This is a genomic window from Streptomyces sp. DI166, assembly GCF_900091315.1.
GTDB classification, from domain to species: Bacteria; Actinomycetota; Actinomycetes; order Streptomycetales; family Streptomycetaceae; genus Streptomyces; species Streptomyces fuscus.
In genome coordinates, this window is sequence record NZ_FLSP01000083.1 from 22,228 (window position 1) to 38,914 (window position 16,687).

Here is a 16,687-nt window from a genome sequence, read left to right on the forward strand (position 1 = left end):
CCTCCTCGTGCGGTGCGGGACTCCCCCGGTTGGGGGGCTACTGCGGTGCGGGCGCGGTCGCCGAGGCCGTACCGGTCGTCGCCTGCGCGCCCTGGCCCACCGCCTGGTTGGCCACGACACTCACCCCGCCCGTCTGCAGCACACCGTGGTTGAGGATCGTCTGGGTCTGGGTGCGGAAGTCGGTGGTGTCCACCCCGTGCTCGTCCAGGAAGTCCCGTACGGCGGCCAGCGCGTGCCGGTCCAGCGCCGCGAACGCCCGCTCGGCGTCCACGCGCTGGAAGTGGTCCAGGTACTCCGCGCTCATCGCGTACTCCCGGATGCTCATGCGCGCCCCCCGGTCGAAGGCGGGGTCGGTCCGTGCCGCCGCCCGTTCCCGGCGCTGTCTGCGCGGCGCACCCCACTCCCGGAAGGCGTCGCGCAGTACGGCCCACGGGGCGCCGAACAGGGCCGCGCCACTGCCCCGCAGCGCGGTCAGCAGCACGCCCGCCCGGTGCGCGGGAGTGGGCGCGGAGGGCAGCGTGTCCACGCGGCGCAGGTCGGGCCGGAGCGGGGTGAGGACGTGGCGGTCGCAGTGCAGGTGCAGGGTCCTGCCCACGACCGCGATGTGCAGCAGCTGACTGGGCACCACCGCGCCGCCCCACAGCGGCAGATGCGCGGCCAGGCAGTGCCGCGGGGTGCCCTGCGGGTCGAGGGCGATCGCGCGTACGGCGTCGTCGGAGAGCCGGGTGACGGGGGCCCCGACCGGGGCGGGCAGCAGCAGCCGGTCCCCGGCGAGCCGCGTGCCGCTCACGAACACGCGGTCCTCGACCTCAAGGGCGGCGAGGCTGGGTCCGCCGTCGGCGGGCGGGCGTGCGGCGGCGTCCCGCAGCCGGGCGCGCAGCCGTTCCACCACCTCCCAGGTGTCGAAATCGGTGAGCGGGGCCCCGGGCCGCGCGGGCAGCAGAGGCAGGGACAGCGCCCACTGGGACTGCTGTACGCCCTGTCCGACGAAGGGGGAGAAGCCGCTGTAGACGGTGACGTTGCCGGACTGTGCCTCGGCCACGGCCCGTACCCCGGCCGCCGACCATGCCTCGGTGACCTCGGGGCCGCCGTCGGGGACGAAGTTCTCGCGTCGCAGCGAGTCCCGCAGCCGCCGGTCGGTGTCCAGCTCCGCCCGCGCCATGATCCAGTACGCCCAGCCCCCGCCGCCGAGCACGGCCAGCAGGGCGGGAACGCCTCCGGCGTAGGAGCCCGCCAGCCAGCTCCACACCCCCGAAAGCGGCAGCGCGGAGAGGAACAGGGCGAAGAGGATCCCGGCGAGCAGCACCCCGGCGCCGGTGCCGACGAGCCGGCGCAGGGCCGCCCCCGTGTCCACCGGCTCCCGTCCGCGCGCCGTCTGCCGCGGGGGACGGGAGGCGCCGGCCAGCGACCTGAGGGCGAAGCTGCCGTAGAGCAGCCACAGGGGGCCGAAGGCGGCTATCAGCAGGTAGATCAGGGCGAGCTGCCGGTCGCGGGCGCGGTGCAGGCGGCGGGCGGCCAGGCTGTGCCGGACCACGGGGACCAGGTCGACGCCGGGGGAGGGGGCTACGGCGCCCAGTTCGTCGCGCAGGACGTCCTCGACGACGCGGCGGGTGAACTCGGGGTCGGTGTAGGCGGCCGCGCACAGGTGGCGGGTGGTGTCCCCGGGGGCGGTGTCGCCGACGGCACCGCCGGGGGCCTCGAAGGCGGAGGGCGCCATGGTGCTGCTCCGTTCGCGGATACGGACACGGGACAGGGCCGTGCGGGCACCGGCGCCGCCGGGCACGGTGAGCAGACCCAGGGCCAGGCCGAGCAGGACGCCGAAGATGAGCCCGTCCACGACGAAGTTGACGATCACCAGGTTCGTCGGGGAGGCGAAGAAGCGCAGGGAGGAGTCGCCGTCGGTCTTGACCACGGCCCAGGACGTCACGGCCGCGATCAGGGAGAGCAGGACGCCCGAGCCGAGCGCGGCCAGCCAGCGCACCCCGGGCTGCGCGGTGGTCCGGATCAGCGGCCGGGGCGCGAGGACGACACCGGCGAGCAGGACGAGCAGGGCGGTGTTGCCCGCGAGGTAGAGCGGCTCGGCCAGCCCCTGCGAACTCGGTGACAGATCCCAGGTCGGCAGGTACAGGGAGCGGTGGATCACGAACGCCAGGGGCGTGTCCGGCTCGTACTCGTACAGCGGTTCCCGCATCCAGGGGCTGCCCAGCAGCACCAGGCCGGCGCCCAGCAGAGCGCTGCTCAGCCCCGCCCGCCCTAACCGTCCTGTGCGCCCCATGGGAACCCCCGAGTAACAGCCGGTCGCTGCACTGTACGGAGTCGAACGGCCGTGCGCCAGAGTGGAGTTGAGACTTCCGGGGGTCCTTACTGTCCCTGTCTGCTAGGCCAACTCCGCCAGGGGAAGCGTGTGTTGGGTCTGGAGGACCTTGGCGCGCAGGTAGCGGACGTTGTGGGCGGTGGTGAAGACGCCGGTGGGGACGCGGTCCCGGACCGAGATGCCGAGGTCCCGCAACTGGGCTGCCTTGTCGGGGTTGTTGGAGAGCAGGTCGAGGGTGTCGACGCCGAGGGACTTGAGCATCTGGGCGGCGGCGGTGTAGTCGCGGGCGTCCTCGGGCAGGCCGAGGGCGGCGTTCGCGGCGTAGGTGTCGAGGCCGTCGTCCTGGAGGGCGTAGGCGTCGAGCTTGTTGTAGAGGCCGATGCCGCGGCCCTCCTGGCGCAGGTAGAGGAGCACTCCGCCGCGCTCGGCGATCCGCTCGACGGCCTCGCGCAGCTGCGGTCCGCAGTCGCAGCGGGCCGAGCCGAAGACATCGCCGGTCAGGCACTCGGAGTGGAGCCGGACGAGCGGGACGGGGCCGGGCTCGCCGAGGACGACGGCCACGTGCTCCTGGCCGTCGGCGAGACCGTGGAAGGTGACGAGGGCGGCGTCGACGCTGTAGCCGTCATGGAAGCGCAGCGGTACACGGACGCGGGAGCGCTGGGTGGCGGCGGGCTGCTCGGACATACGGGTCTCCGGTCATCCTGGCTGCTGCTTCAGATTTGAAGCAGATCCTTGGACGGTGACCCTAGCTCATGCTTTAACTTTGAAGCAACTGGTGAGTGACGTGCGTCACGCCCGACGCAGCCAGGGCATGTCCGTCGCCGCCCCGCCCTGCAGCGCCCGTGTCACCGTGCCGAAGATCTCCTCCAACTGGCCCACCTGCTCGGGGCTGAGGTGGTCGAAGAGGGCGGCCCGGACGGTTTCGACATGCCCGGGTGCCGTCCGCTCCAGTACAGCCATCCCCTCGTCCGTCAGCGCCGCGATGCTGCCGCGCTTGTCCGACGGGCAGTCCTCACGCGCCACCAGCCCGTCCTTCTCCAGCCGGGTCACGGCGTACGTCAGCCTGCTGCGGGTGATCTTCACCAGCTCCGCGAGGTCCGTCATCCGCAGCCGGTGGTCCGGGGCCTCGGAGAGATTGGCGAGGATGGAGTAGTACAGGTGCGGCATGCCGGCGTCATGCTGGAGCTGCCGGTCCAGCACGTCCTCCAGGAGGTGGGCGGCACCGATGTACGCGCGCCAGGCGCGCTGCTCGTCGGGGGTGAGCCAGCGGGTCGTCATGCCCCCAGTGTAGTTTTGCTTAAAACTTGAACCAAGCCGCCGGTACCGATGGAGCACCGATGCCCTTGCCCTACGTCCTGCTCTCGGCCGCCGTCTCCCTCGACGGCTACCTGGACGACACCGGCCCCGAGCGGCTGCTGCTGTCCAGCCCCGCCGACTTCGACCGGGTCGACGAGGTACGGGCCGGCGTCGACGCCATCCTCGTCGGCGCCGGGACCATCCGCGCCGACAACCCGCGCCTGCTGGTGAACTCCGCCGAGCGGCGCGCGGCCCGCACGGCGGCGGGCAAGCCGGAGTACCCGCTGAAGGTCACCGTCAGCGGCAGCGGCGACCTGGATCCGGCGGCCAAGTTCTGGCACACCGGCGGCGACAAGGTCGTCTATACGACCGACAAGGGCGCGGAGCGGGCCCGGGCCGTGGGCCTCGCGGCCGACATCGTCGCCCTCGGGGACGACCTGGACTGGCTCCGGCTGCTGGCCGACCTGCGCGACCGGGGCGTGGAGCGCCTGATGGTCGAGGGTGGCGGCACCATCCACACCCAGCTCCTCCAGCAGGGCCTCGCCGACGAACTCCAGCTCGTCCTCGCCCCCCTCTTCGTCGGCGACCCGGCCGCGCCCCGCCTCTTCGGCCCCGGCGGCTACCAGCCCGGCCGGCTGCGCCTGGTGGAGACCCGCCGAATCGAGGACGTCGTCCTCATGCGCTACGAGCCCACGGCCCCCGGCACCGGCGCCGCCCCGAACGCCGCCGACCGCCACTGGCTGCGCCTGGCCTGCGAGTTGGCCGAACTGTGCCCGCCCTCCGAGACGGCCTTCAGCGTGGGAGCGGTGGTGGTCGCCGCCGACGGCACCGAACTCGCCCGCGGCCACTCCCGCGAGGCGGACGACCCCGTGGTCCACGCCGAGGAGGCGGCCCTGGCCAAGCTCGCCCCCGACGACCCCCGCCTGCCCACCGCCACGATCTACAGCAGCCTCGAACCCTGCGCCCACCGCTCCTCCCGCCCCACCCCCTGCGCCCGCCTGATCCTCGGGTCGGGAGTCCGCCGGGTGGTGACGGCCTGGCGGGAGCCCAACACCTTCGTGACCGAGGCGGACGGAACGGGCGTGCTCACCTCGGCGGGAGCGGTCGTGGTCGAACTCCCGGAGTACGAGGACCGGGCGAAGGCCCCGAACCGGCACCTGCTGAAGTAACCCGTCCCCAGCTCCGATCGGCCCAACAAACCCTGCGGCCCCCCGCCCCGCCGGGACACGCTGCCTGCATGAGGTCTGTACGTGGGCGTGCTGTCGTGTTGGTGGTCGTCGGTCTGCTGCTCAGTGGCTGCGGCGGCGCCGGGAGCGGGAGCCGGACGCTGGCGCGGGCACTGCCGGCGGACGCCGAGTTCACCCACCCCGGGGTGCTGGTCGACGCCGGGCAGCTGGAGGACATGCGGGAGAACGTCACCGCGGGGAAGGAACCGTGGCTGACGGCGTACCTCGACATGCGGGACAGCGAGTACGGGGCGTACAAGTACCGGGCCGAGCCGTACGAGGACGTGCACTGTCCCGCGGGCGGCAAGGCGGAGCAGGGGTGTGCGCAGGAGCGGGAGGACGCCCTCGCCGCCTACACACAGGCCCTGCTGTACACCGTCACCGGGAAGAAGCAGCACGCCGAGAAGGCCAGGGAGATCATGGACGCCTGGTCGGCGGAGCTGAAGCGGCACAGCGGGGAGAACGCCGCCCTCCAGGCCGGCTGGACCGGGTCCACCTGGGCGCGGGCCGCCGAGATCGTCCGGTACAGCGAGGGCGCGGGCTGGCCCGCCGACCGCGTACGGCGCTTCGCGTCCATGCTGCGCACCGCCCACCTCCCCGAGGTCACCAGGAAGGACCCGGACGTCAACGGCGACCGGGACCTCGTCACCATCGACGCCGCCATCGCCATCGCCGTCTTCCTCGACGACCACGACACCTTCGACAAGGCCCTGGCCCGCTTCCGCGACCGTGTGCCCGCCTACTTCTACCTCGACAAGGACGGCCGCCTCCCGCTCACCCCGGCCGGCTCCGGTATCAACACCCCGCAGCGGCTCACGTCGTACTGGCACCGGCAGACGACGTACCGAAGCGGCGTCACCCAGGAGACCTGCCGGGACGTCGAGCACGTCGGCCATGCCGTCGCCGCCACCGCCCACATCGCCGAGACCGCCCGCCACCAGGGCGTCGACCTCTACAGCGAGACCGAGGACCGGCTCGCCGCCGCCCTGGACCTGCACGCCCGGCTCCAGAACGGCGAGCGCGCCCCGGCCTGGCTGTGCGGCGGCAAGGTCGAGGGGAAGCTGGGCCCCGTCCTGGAGATCGCGGTCCACCGCGGCATCGGCGGCCCCGCTACGCGGAAGCTCGCCGAGAGGTCCCGCCCCGCCGGTACGAACGACCTGTTCGTGGCCTGGGAGACCCTCACCCACGGCGGATGAGGCAGCGGTGCGCAGTGCGCGCGGCCCCCTGAATCAATGCGTGTGCTTCGCATCCCCTGGATGACGTACACTGGTTTCACCGACGCGGGGTGGAGCAGCTCGGTAGCTCGCTGGGCTCATAACCCAGAGGTCGCAGGTTCAAATCCTGTCCCCGCTACTGAAGGCCGAGGGCCGGAATCCGAAAGGGTTCCGGCCCTCGGTGCGTCTGCGCCTCCGTCCGCCGTTGGCGCCCCGTCCCTCCGCCGTTGTCACCACGCGTGATCGGACGGAAGCCCTCCGCATAACAACTGACACACCGTCAGTGGCGGCGCGCCGACTGAGTCCTGGTCAACTCGCCCGATTTGGACCGCTGGTGACCCGAAAGTCCCCGCCGGATTCCTTAATGATCAAGCGGAACAGCTTGGAATCCACACCCCGGGTCTATTAACGTTCGATAACGCAGCGCGGTCGTCCCAGCCGTCACAAGAGTCGGCTCCGTGCGCACGCGCCGAATCCCGCAAGGGAACCGGGGAACCACCACTTGGGGTGAATCGGGCGTAATCCACCGGGCAAATCCGGGCGGATATACGCGCGTAGGAGACCTTCCTGCTCCGAACCCGTCAGCTAACCCGGTAGGCGAGAAGGAAGGAAAGGAGCACGCCCACGTGGCGTCAAACCGGCCTGCCACCACGGCCCCGTTCGTGCCGAGCCAGCGGAGTGACGATGCCTTCGCCTACGGCAGTCACCGCACCGACGAGGGCCCCTGGGAGGAGTGGAACCCCACCGCGGAGTCCATTCGCCCGGTTCGCGGCCGGCACCGCGTCTCCAAGCAGCGCGGCGGTGGACTCGCCCGCAGCTCCACGGTTCTCGGCGTCGGCGTCATAGCCGCCGTCGGCGCCGGCGGCATGGCCAGCGCGCAGTCAGGCAAGCCGCCGGTCGCGATCACCATGCCCGACCTGCCGCTGATCTCCGACGACTCCGCCGACGCGGAGCCCGAGGGCTCCCCGAACGCGCTCAGCACCCTCGGCATGACCGCCGCGGACACCGCCCAGGGCACCGAGGGCGCGGGCGAGGCGCTGCGCAACCGGATCATCGCCCAGGCCGAGCAGCAGCAGGACCAGGTCGACACCAAGGCCGCCCAGGCCGCCGCCGCTGCCGCCGAGAAGGCCGCCGCGGAAGCCGCCGCCAAGGCCGAGAAGGAGGCCGAGGCCAAGGCCAAGGCCGCCAAGGAGAAGGCCGAGGCGGAGGCCGCCAAGAAGGCCGAGGAGGAGCGGCTGGCCAAGCTGGCCAAGGAGTACACGCTCCCGCTGTCCTCCTACACCCTCACCTCGACCTTCGGCCAGGCCGGTTCGATGTGGTCCTCCGGCTACCACACGGGCCTGGACTTCGCCGCCCCCACGGGCACGCTGCTCAAGGCCGTGCACAGCGGCACGATCACCTCGGCGGGCTACGAGGGCTCGTACGGCTACAAGACCGTGCTCACCCTCGATGACGGCACCGAGATCTGGTACGCCCACCAGTCCTCGATCAGCGTCAGCGTCGGACAGAAGGTCAACACCGGCGACATCATCGGCCGGGTCGGCGCGACCGGCAACGTGACCGGCGCCCACCTCCACATGGAGGTCCACACCGGCGACTCCGGCGGCATCGACCCGCTGTCCTGGCTGCGCAGCAAGGGCCTCACCATCTGATCCAGCCCGCTCGGAACCCCGGCGGTCCTGACGACAACCCCCCGACGTCAGGGCTGCCGGTTTCGGCATTCGCCACGGGCTAACCGCGGTACGGGTTGTACGCCGGGTACGCCGGGTACGCCGGGTACGCCGGGTACGCCGGGTACGCCGGATAGGGCTGGTAGGTCGGCTGGGCCGGGTGCCCGTAGACCCCGTACATCGGCCAGGGTGCCGCCACCACCGGGACGGGTGGTGCCGTCGCGCGCGCCGCGTGGTCGAGGGCCGGCCGGGCGGTCTCCCGGCGCCGCCACAGCTCCCGCAGCAGCTCCGCCTCCCGTACGACGAAGTCGGCGCCCGCGCGGCCGCGCCGGCCCCGGTGCCTGAGGAACGCGAGGGACGTCGCGTAGGCCTCGTACCGGGCCACCTCCCGTGCCGCCTGCCGTCCGGCGCGCTGCCGGGCGTACTGCCGGGCCAGGCGCCGCGCGCGCATCGAGCCGAGCGCGAAGGGCTCGCCGGGGGTGAGCCAGCCGGCGACCACATAGGCGGGCAGTTCCTCGCGCACCGTGCGCAGCTCGCGCTGGCGGGTCCAGATCACCAGCCAGGTCAGCAGACCGAAGGCGGGCACCATGATCGCGGCGTAGACCGCGAAGAAGCCGTACGGGCCGAAGGTCGTGGAGCCGTTCCACATCGCGTGCATGCCCATCGCGAGCAGCAGCCCCGACAGCGGCAGCAGGACGCGCCGCCAGCGCTGCCGTTCGCCGGAGAGCGCGGCGATGCCGAAGCCGATGCCGGTCAGCACGGTGAACAGGGGGTGCGCGAAGGGGGACATGACGATACGCACGAAGAAGGTGGCGGCCGTGACGGAGGCGATGCCGCTCTCGCCGGTGAGCTGGTCGGTGCCGAAGGCGGTGCCGAGGTAGAGGATGTTCTCGGTGAACGCGAAGCCGGTCGCGGTGACCCCGGCTATCACCACCCCGTCGACGAGGCCGGTGAACTCTCTTCGCCGGAAGAGGAAGACGAGCAGCAGTGCCGCGGCTTTCGCGGACTCCTCCACGACCGGTGCGATCACGGTCGAGCCGAGGGTGTCCGCGCTGGACGGGTCGGCGGTGGCGGTGGCTATCCACTGGGTCGCGAAACTGTTGGCGACGATGGCTATCAGCGCGGCCGCGCAGGCGCCCCAGGCGAAGGCGAACAGCAGATTCCGCCAGGGGCCCGGTTCCACCCGGTCCAGCCAGCGGAAGGCGGCTATCAGCAGGGGGACGGGCAGGACGGCGAGGCCGAGGCCGACCAGGAAGCCCTCGGTGCCGGTCTGTTCCCGGACCAGGGCGAGGATGACGAGGCCGGAGAGCGTGAGCAGCGTGATCAGCGCGCCGTAGCGCACCCAGCTTCTCTGCCACCAGTGCGCGTGCCGCAGCGCGCCGCCGGTGGGGTCGGTGGGGTGCGTCGGATACGGGGGAACGGTGGCCACGGCATCGACCCTAACGAGGCAGGGGCGCAGCCCGCAGAGGACAGCGGTGGGCTCAGGCGCCGGTGGGGGGTTCGTCTCGGTGCGGCGCGTCCTGCCGCACAGGCTGCTGTACGCGACGGAAGAGCAGGTCGTTCACGACATGACCCTTGTCCAGTCCCTGGCCCTCGAAACGGGTCAGCGGCCGGAACTCCGGACGCGGCGCAAAACCGCCGTCGGCCTGGGTGTTCTCGAAGTCCGGGTGCGCGGTCAGGACCTCAAGCATCTGCTCGGCGTACGGCTCCCAGTCGGTGGCGCAGTGCAGGATCGCGCCGGGCCTGAGCTTCGGCGCGACGAGGTCGAGGAACTCCGGCTGGATGAGCCGCCGCTTGTGGTGCCGCTTCTTGGGCCAGGGGTCCGGGAAGTAGACGCGCAGGCCGTCGAGGGACTCCGGGGCGAGCATCTCGCGGAGCAGGATGATGGCGTCGCCGTTGGCGACACGGACGTTGTCGAGCCCCAGGTGATCGGCGAGGTTGAGCAGATTCCCCTGCCCGGGGGTGTGCACGTCGACAGCGAGCACATTGGTGCCGGGATCGGCGGCGGCCATCTGCGCGGTGGCCTCACCCATCCCGAACCCGATCTCCAGGACGACGGGCCGGTCGTTGCCGAACAGCTCGGCGAGGTCGATGACGCCGTGCCCGTCGATGTCCAGGCCCCACTTGGGCCACAGCCGCTGCAGCGCGTCCGCCTGTCCGGCGGTCACGCGGCTGCGGCGGGGCTGGAAGCTCCGGATCCGCCGCTCGAAGTGCGACCCCGCCGGATCGGGCTTCGGCCCGTCCGGAAACCGCGGCTCCCCCTTCCCCCGGGTATGCCGAACGGACACCCCGGGCTGATGACCGGGGGTGGGGGCGGGCGCTGGGGTGGGGATGGACTCAGACACAGTGCCCCCGATTTTACGCGAGCGCCTCCGGCTCCTCGGGCGCCTTTGACTCGCCCCCGCCGCCCCTACCCGTCCCGTACCTGGGGGCTGCCGCCCCCAGACCCCCGAATCGGCCCTGAACGGGCCTCGTCCTCAAACGCCGGACGGGCTATGAAGGGGCGCGGGGAACTGCGCGACCAGCCCCCACCCGGCCGCAGGCGAAGGACAAGCAACCGGGGTCGAAGGGGCGGAGCCCCTGGAGGATGGGACGGGTAGGGGCGGCGGGGGCGAGGAAAGTTACGCCTCCGCCAGCGCGGACAGGGCCCTTCGGGCCACTTCGCGCCCGATCGGCAGCGACGCCGTCGCCGCGGGCGAAGGCGCGTTCAGGACATGCACCGCCCGCACCCCCTCCCGAATCAGGAAGTCGTCCACCAGCGTCCCGTCCCGCAGCACGGCCTGCGCCCGCACCCCCGCCCCCGCAGGCACCAGATCCGCCTCGGTCACCGCAGGCAGCAACTGCCGCACCGCACCCGTGAACGCCCCCTTGGACAGCGACCGCCGCAGCTCCCCCGCCCCGTACCGCCAGTGCCGCCGGGCTATCGCCCACGCCCCCGGCCACGCCAACGTCCCCGCCAGCTCACGGGGCCGGACCACGCCCCACCCGTACCCCTCCCGCGCCAGCGCCGGCACCGCGTTGGGCCCGACGTGCACGCCCCCGTCGACCCCCCGGGTCAGATGCACCCCGAGGAACGGAAACGCCGGATCCGGCACCGGATACACCAGCCCCCGCACCAGCGAGGCCCGCGCCAGCGAGTAGTACTCCCCCCGGAACGGCACGATCCGCATCCCCGGCGAGTCCCCCGTCAGACGGGCGACCTCGTCGCAGTACAGCCCGGCGCAGTTCACCAGCACCCGCCCGCGCACCACGTCCCCGGCGCGCGTCCGCACCGCGACCCCCAGCGACGCCCGCCGGTCCACGGCCACGGCCTCCGCCCCGTACCGGATCTCCGCCCCCGACGCCTCCCCGAGCCGCCGCGCGACCCCGGCGAAGTCGCAGATCCCGGTCGTCCCGACATGGATCGCCGCCAGCCCCCGCACCTCCGGCTCGTACTCGGCGATCTGCGCGGCCCCCAGCTCCCGCACCGGAATGCCGTTCTCCCGCCCGCGCTGCACCAGCGCGTGCAGCCGGGGCAGCTCCTCCCGCTCGGTGGCGACGATCAGCTTCCCGGTGACGGCGTGATCGATGTCGTACTCGGCGCAGAACTTGACCATCTCGGCGGCGCCGCGCACGGCGTACCGCGCCTTCAGCGACCCGGGCCGGTAGTAGATCCCGCTGTGGATGACGCCGCTGTTGCGCCCGGTCTGGTGCCGGGCCGGCCCGGCCTCCTTCTCCAGCACGGTGACCCGCGTGCCCGGCGCGGCGCGCGTGATCGCATACGCCGTGGACAACCCGACGATCCCGCCCCCGACCACGAGCACGTCACAGTCGTACGCCACCGACCGCACCCGCATCACCTCCCGGCTTCGATAGTGCACTGCGCCACTGACAATGCCCTCAAACCAGGAAGCGCTCGAACACCGGCCCGACCCCGGACGGCTCAGGCGGGCGTCATCAGCAGCGGGCGGGCCCGCTCGCGCAGCTCCACCACACGCGGCTCGTCGCCGTACGGCTCCAGGCGGTGCAGGAGGTCCTTCACGTACTCCGTGGTGCGCGCCGAGGAGATCCGGCCCGCGACCTCCACCGCCCGCACGCCCTGCTCGCACGCCGCGTCGAGGTTGCCGGACTCCAGCTCGGCGACCGCCGAGACGACCAGCCGCAGTCCGTGGCTGCGCACGAACTCCTCCGTCGGCTTCGACAGCGCCTGCTCCGTGAACCGGCGCACCTGGCGCGGTGCCTTCAGGTCGCGGTAGCACTCGGCGGCGTCCGCGCAGAAGCGGTCGTAGGAGTAGAAACCGAGCCAGGACGGGTCGTTGTCGCCCTCGCGGGAGCGTTCCAGCCAGCCCTCGGCGGCCTTCAGCGCGGCCCCGGCCGCCTGCGCGTCACCCGCGCGTGCGTGCGCGCGTGCCTCGACGAGCCGGAAGAAGCTCATGGTGCGGGCGGTGGCCAGGCCCCGGTTGCGCTCCAGCGCCGCCTGGGCGAGGTCGACGCCCTCGTCGCCGAAGCCGCGGTAGGTCGCCTGGAGGGACATGGAGGCGAGGACGTATCCACCCAGCGGGACGTCGGCCGCCGCGCGGGCCAGGCGCAGGGCCTGGATGTAGTAGCGCTGGGCGGCCTCCTGCTGGCCGGTGTCGAAGGCCATCCAGCCCGCGAGACGCGTCAGCTCGGCGCTCGCCCCGAACAGGGCGCGGCCCACTTCGTCGGAGTAGGAGCCGAGCAGCAGCGGCGCTGCCTCCACCCGCAGGCACTCGGGCACCATGGACGAACGCCAGTCGCCGCCTCCGTACTTGGAGTCCCAGCGCCTGGCGTCCTCGGCGGCCTCCCGCAGTTTCTGCACATCGCTGTGGCCGACTTTGACCGGTGCGCCGGAACCCTCGGCCGGGCTCGCCTCACGCGCCACCGAGCTGTCGGCCGGGGTTATCAGCCACCGCGAGGCAGGCGTTGCGTATGCGCTCACTGCGAACGAGCCGGCGAGGGACTGCCAGATGCCGCCGGAGCCGGCCCGGCGGCCCGCGAGGTCGAGCCGGTACAGCTCGGTCGCCGACTTCACCGCCTGTCCGACGTCCCTGGGGAAGGCGAGGCCCACCTCGGGTGCGGGATCCGCGTCCGCCAGGCCGATCTCGTGGAGCGGCACCGGGCGGCCGAGCTTCTGGCCGATGGCGGCGGCGATGAGGTGCGGCGCCGCACCCTGCGGCACCATCCCCTTCGACACCCAGCGCGCCACCGACGTCTTGTCGTAGCGAAGTGTCAACCCGCGTTGAGCGCCAAGGTCGTTGACGCGACGCGCGAGTCCTGCGTTGCTGATTCCCGCGAGGGCGAGAACGGCGCCGAGCTTTTCGTTCGGCCCGCGTTGCTCCCTGGACATGCGCCACCCCTCGACACAGACGGCTGCCGCGCTGGCATAACCACGCGGCATTCGTAAACCCAGCGTAGTTCGCCGCATCCCAAGCGTTAAGGGGCATTCTTCCGGATGGCGGGATTGTGGTCCGTACTGAAGTGCGGTTCAGGTACGGACGGTTGCGTCGTGCTCCCGCTGTGTGGCTGTGCGCCCGTCCGTGCGCTCTTCTCCGGCCATCGGGGGAGCGATTCCATGGAGCCTGCGTGGGTCGGCCCGCTGTACTGGATCCAGTGGGCTGGGGGACACCGCCGCCTCCATCCCCGCGGGCGGCGGAACGGTCCGGGGGGCGGGTCCCGCCTCCCGGACTGCGCGCACCCCGAGTGGTGCGCAGGGCATGTGCGGAGAGTGGCCAAACCTGGTGCCGTCACGCCGATTTGGCCGAAAATCGACCCTGCCTTCAGTGGGCGATTACCGCTCCCACCACGGAACTTGAGGGCGCGAAGGGTGTTCTTGGGGGAGTGAACCGGGGCGCATTCGCGTCGCCGGGGCCAGGCGATCGCCTTGGCCTGCACGGGTGTTGACGCCGCGCCGGGCGGGCAACCAAGCCACATGGGGGCGCCCGCGGGGGCGCATTCGGCGAATCTCCAGCGGTGCCGCCGCGTCTCCGGCGGGCCTCCTTCATGGCAGCATGGGGAACCGGTTCGTACGGTGCACTGGTTGTCCACAGCCTGTGGAGGCGTCAGATGCGGTGGTTGGTGGGATGGAGCAGCACCGCCGCGGGAGCCGCCGGGATCGGCTCCGCGGGGGCCACCGGGCCCGACGGAGAGACGGTGCACCCGGTCGGGTCCCAACTCCTGTGGGGCGACCCCGATCCGCTGTGGGCGGTCGGCGACTGGCGGCCCGACGAGGTGCGCGTGGTGCAGGCCGACCCCCAGAACCGGATCGCCGTCCTCGGTATCTGCGGGGCCAGCGACGAGCAGCTGCGGGTCGGCCTGTTCGCCGCGCGGGGCGGGGCACTGCGCCATCTGACCGCCTGGCCCGGCAGCTACACGGCCGTCGTCCAGGTCGGCCGCCGGGTCATGGTCTGCGGCGATCTCGCGGGCGCCCGGCCGGTGTTCTACACCCCCTGGGCCGACGGCACCGCGTACGCGACCGCCGCCCTGCCGCTCGCCGACCTCATCGAGGCCAACCTCGACTTCGGCCACCTGGCCGCCCTGCTCGCCGCCCCCGACGTCCCCGCTGCCCTGGACGACTCCACCCCCTACGAGGGCGTACGGCGCATCCCGCCGGGCCACGCGCTGATCCTGCGGGCGGGCGCGCGCGAGATCGCCGGGTACGAGCCGGTCGCCTCCCTCGCGGTGGCGGCGCCGCCCGCAGACCCGGACAGCGCGGTGGACGCCGTACGGGACGCGCTGGTGGAGGCGGTACGGGCCCGGCTCTCCGCCCCCCGGCACGTCCCCGACATCGACCCTGGCCCCGTACCGGGCATGGGCCCCGCCGAACGCCGTGCCGCGCGCGGGATGCCCGTGCCCGGCATCGGGGCCGACCTCTCCGGCGGACCCGCCTCCGGCACCCTCGCCCTGCTCGCCGCGGGCCTGCCCGGTATGCCCGGCACCGTCCTCGGCCACGGCACCGGCGCGGGGGAGCGGCTGCTCGCGGTCACCTTCAACGACCTCGCGGTACGCGGCCGGGAGTCCGAGCTGGAGCGGGCCGGGACCCTCGCGGCCAACCCGCGCCTGCACCACGTCGTGGTCACCGGCGGCGAGGAGACCCTCCCGTACGCCGATCTCGACGGCCCGCTCACCGACGAACCCGGCGCCTCCCTGGTGACGGCGGTACGCCACCGGGCCCGGCTCGCGGCGGGCAGCGCCGACCACTTCACCGGCTACGGCGCCCGCCAGGTCCTGGACGCCCATCCGGCGCGCCTGGCCGACCTGCTGATGGACCGCAAGCGGCGCCACCTGGTGCGCCCCGTCGCCGCGCTCGCCAAGGCGGACGGCTCGGTGCTGGTCCCCGCGCGGGTCTACAGCGCGGCACGCAAGCTGTCCCGCACCCCGTACCGCGCGGGCCTGGAGGCGCTCGCCGAGCGTCTGCTCCACCGCCGGTTCGACGAACCCGGAGGTGCCGTGGGGGCGTCGCTGGCGGCGCTCACCTGGGCCAGACCCGGTCCGGCCGCGCGCTGGCTGACGGGTGAGGCACTGGCTGAAGTATCGGTTCGCCTGCAAGGGGCGACCCACCGCTTCGGGGTCGGCCCGGGACAGCGCCCCGGCGACTACCGCGCGCGTGCGGCGCTCGCCCGGCACGCGTCCGACCTGCGCGTCCTGGAGCAGGCCGCCGAGATCCGCTCCCAGCGCCTGCACGCGCCGTTCCTCGACAACCAGGTCGTGCGCGCCTGCCGTGCGCTCCCCGAGGCCCTGCGCGTCCAGCCCGGCGCCCGCGCGGAGATCCTGCGCACGGTCCTGGAGAGCTCCGGAGTCGCCGACCTGCCGCCCGGCTGGGGCGCCCCGTCCCACGCCCCGGCGGCGCAGGCCGCCCGCACCGGGCTGCGGGTCGCCGCGAACGACCTGATGGCCCTCTTCGGCACCCCCCTGCTCGCGCAGGCCGGACTGGTCGAGGCCCGTGTGGTCCGCAAGGCGCTGCGCGCGGCCGCCGAGGGCGAGCCCCTCCCGCTGGACGGCCTCGCCGACCTGGTCTCCCTGGAGCTGTGGCTCACCCGTCTGCTGGCCCGCCGCGGCACCTGCTGGACCGGCACCCCGGCACGCGCGCGTGCCGTCCCCGCCGGCATCACCCCGCAGCGCAACGCCCTGGGCGCTGGCGCGACGGCCAGGCGGGCCTGAACCGCCGCTAGCGGCAGGAGAACTTCGACTCCGCCCAGTCCGCCAGCAGCAGCTTGTCGAAGTGGCTGTGCGGCTCCACCACCAGCCGTACGGTCCTGCGTCCCGTCAGATCGACCTGGACCGGGACCGCAGGGTCACCGCCCTTGATCATTCCGGACCGCCAGAGCCGTACCCCGTCGGCGTACACGGAGAAGTAGAACTTGCCCAGCATCAGGTTCATGTCGTCGGCGCCGACCAGGGCCCGGTAGGCGCTGCACTCCCGGTTGAGGTCGATGGTGACGGAGGACTCGCCGTGCACGGTGACGCCGTGGGCGTACCGGGTGCCGTCGATCGAGACGCCGTAGCGCTGCCAGACCCAGCTGCTCTCGCCGATCCGCATCTCGGGCTCGGTGCCGTCGCCGGTGATGTCGTACGACAGCTCGCTCCACTGGTAGTCGGCCGGAGCGGGCGGCGGCGTCGGCGTCGGGGTGGGCGTCGGGGTCGGTGTGGGGGTGGGCCTCGGGGGGGTCGGCTTCGGCGTGGACGTCGGCTTCCTCGGCTCGGGCTCCGGCGTGGGGGTCGGGCTCGGCTTTGGAGTGGGCGTGGGCGTGGGGGTAGGCGCGGGCGCGACGGCGGGCGGGGCCGGCTGGGGCTGCTTCTTCGAGGGCGTGGGGTGCGGGGGACTCCGTCGACGACCGGCGCGTGGGAGGTCACCGGCGGTTTGGCGTCCGGCTCGGGGGCCGGGTCCTGGGTTCGCGGACCAGCGCGAGGGCGACCGCCGCCGCGGCCGCCGCGACCACACCGGCGGCGATACCGGCCTTCACCGGCGCG

12 protein-coding genes, 1 tRNA gene and 1 riboswitch are annotated in these 16,687 nt (G+C 73.0%); of the genes, 5 read left to right on the plus strand and 8 right to left on the minus strand.

The genetic code is table 11. The features are described 5' to 3' along the window. Positions 1-37 precede the first annotated feature (37 nt). From GA0115233_RS30995 to GA0115233_RS31005, 3 genes are all read right to left on the minus strand, one after another. Complete coding sequence (locus GA0115233_RS30995; RefSeq protein WP_255310419.1) at positions 38-2,275, minus strand: hypothetical protein; 2,238 nt, start codon at positions 2,273-2,275, stop codon at positions 38-40. Positions 2,276-2,377: 102 nt separating this feature from the next. Beyond that, on the minus strand, positions 2,378-2,998 hold the full coding sequence (gene ribA, locus GA0115233_RS31000) for a GTP cyclohydrolase II (protein ID WP_093723638.1): 621 nt from the start codon (positions 2,996-2,998) through the stop codon (positions 2,378-2,380). Positions 2,999-3,103: 105 nt separating this feature from the next. Continuing rightward, complete coding sequence (locus GA0115233_RS31005; protein ID WP_093723639.1) at positions 3,104-3,592, minus strand: MarR family winged helix-turn-helix transcriptional regulator; 489 nt, start codon at positions 3,590-3,592, stop codon at positions 3,104-3,106. A 59-nt stretch (positions 3,593-3,651) separates the two neighbouring features. Between GA0115233_RS31005 and GA0115233_RS31010 the strand changes: the two genes are divergently transcribed. The 4 genes from GA0115233_RS31010 (at position 3,652) to GA0115233_RS31025 (ending at position 7,702) form a co-directional block, all read left to right on the plus strand. Continuing rightward, positions 3,652-4,779: a dihydrofolate reductase family protein gene (locus tag GA0115233_RS31010; protein WP_093723640.1), complete on the plus strand. Its 1,128-nt coding sequence runs from the start codon at positions 3,652-3,654 to the stop codon at positions 4,777-4,779. Positions 4,780-4,847: 68 nt separating this feature from the next. After that, positions 4,848-6,032: an alginate lyase family protein gene (locus tag GA0115233_RS31015; protein ID WP_176712004.1), complete on the plus strand. Its 1,185-nt coding sequence runs from the start codon at positions 4,848-4,850 to the stop codon at positions 6,030-6,032. An 83-nt stretch (positions 6,033-6,115) separates the two neighbouring features. After that, positions 6,116-6,189, plus strand: a tRNA-Met gene (locus GA0115233_RS31020). 318 nt (positions 6,190-6,507) lie between these two features. Further along, positions 6,508-6,665, plus strand: a riboswitch (cyclic di-AMP (ydaO/yuaA leader). An 11-nt stretch (positions 6,666-6,676) separates the two neighbouring features. After that, entirely contained in the window at positions 6,677-7,702 is a 1,026-nt protein-coding gene (locus GA0115233_RS31025; protein WP_093723641.1) for a M23 family metallopeptidase, read from the plus strand. A gap of 79 nt (positions 7,703-7,781) precedes the next feature. On the opposite strand, the gene GA0115233_RS31030 is transcribed toward GA0115233_RS31025, so the two are convergent. The 4 genes from GA0115233_RS31030 to GA0115233_RS31045 all read right to left on the minus strand — a co-directional run bounded on the left by GA0115233_RS31030 (position 7,782) and on the right by GA0115233_RS31045 (position 13,067). Next, positions 7,782-9,149, minus strand: coding sequence for a PrsW family intramembrane metalloprotease (locus tag GA0115233_RS31030; RefSeq protein ID WP_093723642.1), 1,368 nt, complete (start codon positions 9,147-9,149; stop codon positions 7,782-7,784). Between the two features lie 52 nt (positions 9,150-9,201). Beyond that, entirely contained in the window at positions 9,202-10,065 is an 864-nt protein-coding gene (trmB, locus tag GA0115233_RS31035) for a tRNA (guanosine(46)-N7)-methyltransferase TrmB (RefSeq protein WP_176712005.1), read from the minus strand. Between the two features lie 276 nt (positions 10,066-10,341). Then, positions 10,342-11,556, minus strand: coding sequence for an L-2-hydroxyglutarate oxidase (lhgO, locus tag GA0115233_RS31040; RefSeq protein WP_093723649.1), 1,215 nt, complete (start codon positions 11,554-11,556; stop codon positions 10,342-10,344). 86 nt (positions 11,557-11,642) lie between these two features. After that, on the minus strand, positions 11,643-13,067 hold the full coding sequence (locus tag GA0115233_RS31045) for an MFS transporter (protein ID WP_093723643.1): 1,425 nt from the start codon (positions 13,065-13,067) through the stop codon (positions 11,643-11,645). Positions 13,068-13,783: 716 nt separating this feature from the next. On the opposite strand from GA0115233_RS31045, the gene GA0115233_RS31050 reads away from it, so the two are divergent. Beyond that, the gene (locus GA0115233_RS31050) at positions 13,784-15,877 is read left to right on the plus strand and encodes an asparagine synthase-related protein (RefSeq protein WP_093723644.1); all 2,094 of its coding nucleotides are present in this window, start codon (positions 13,784-13,786) and stop codon (positions 15,875-15,877) included. Between the two features lie 7 nt (positions 15,878-15,884). Here GA0115233_RS31050 and GA0115233_RS41975 read toward each other — a convergent pair whose 3' ends face one another. Beyond that, a complete protein-coding gene (locus tag GA0115233_RS41975) occupies positions 15,885-16,256 on the minus strand; it encodes an NPCBM/NEW2 domain-containing protein (protein ID WP_255310420.1) in 372 nt (123 codons plus the stop codon). Between the last annotated feature and the right edge of the window lie 431 nt (positions 16,257-16,687).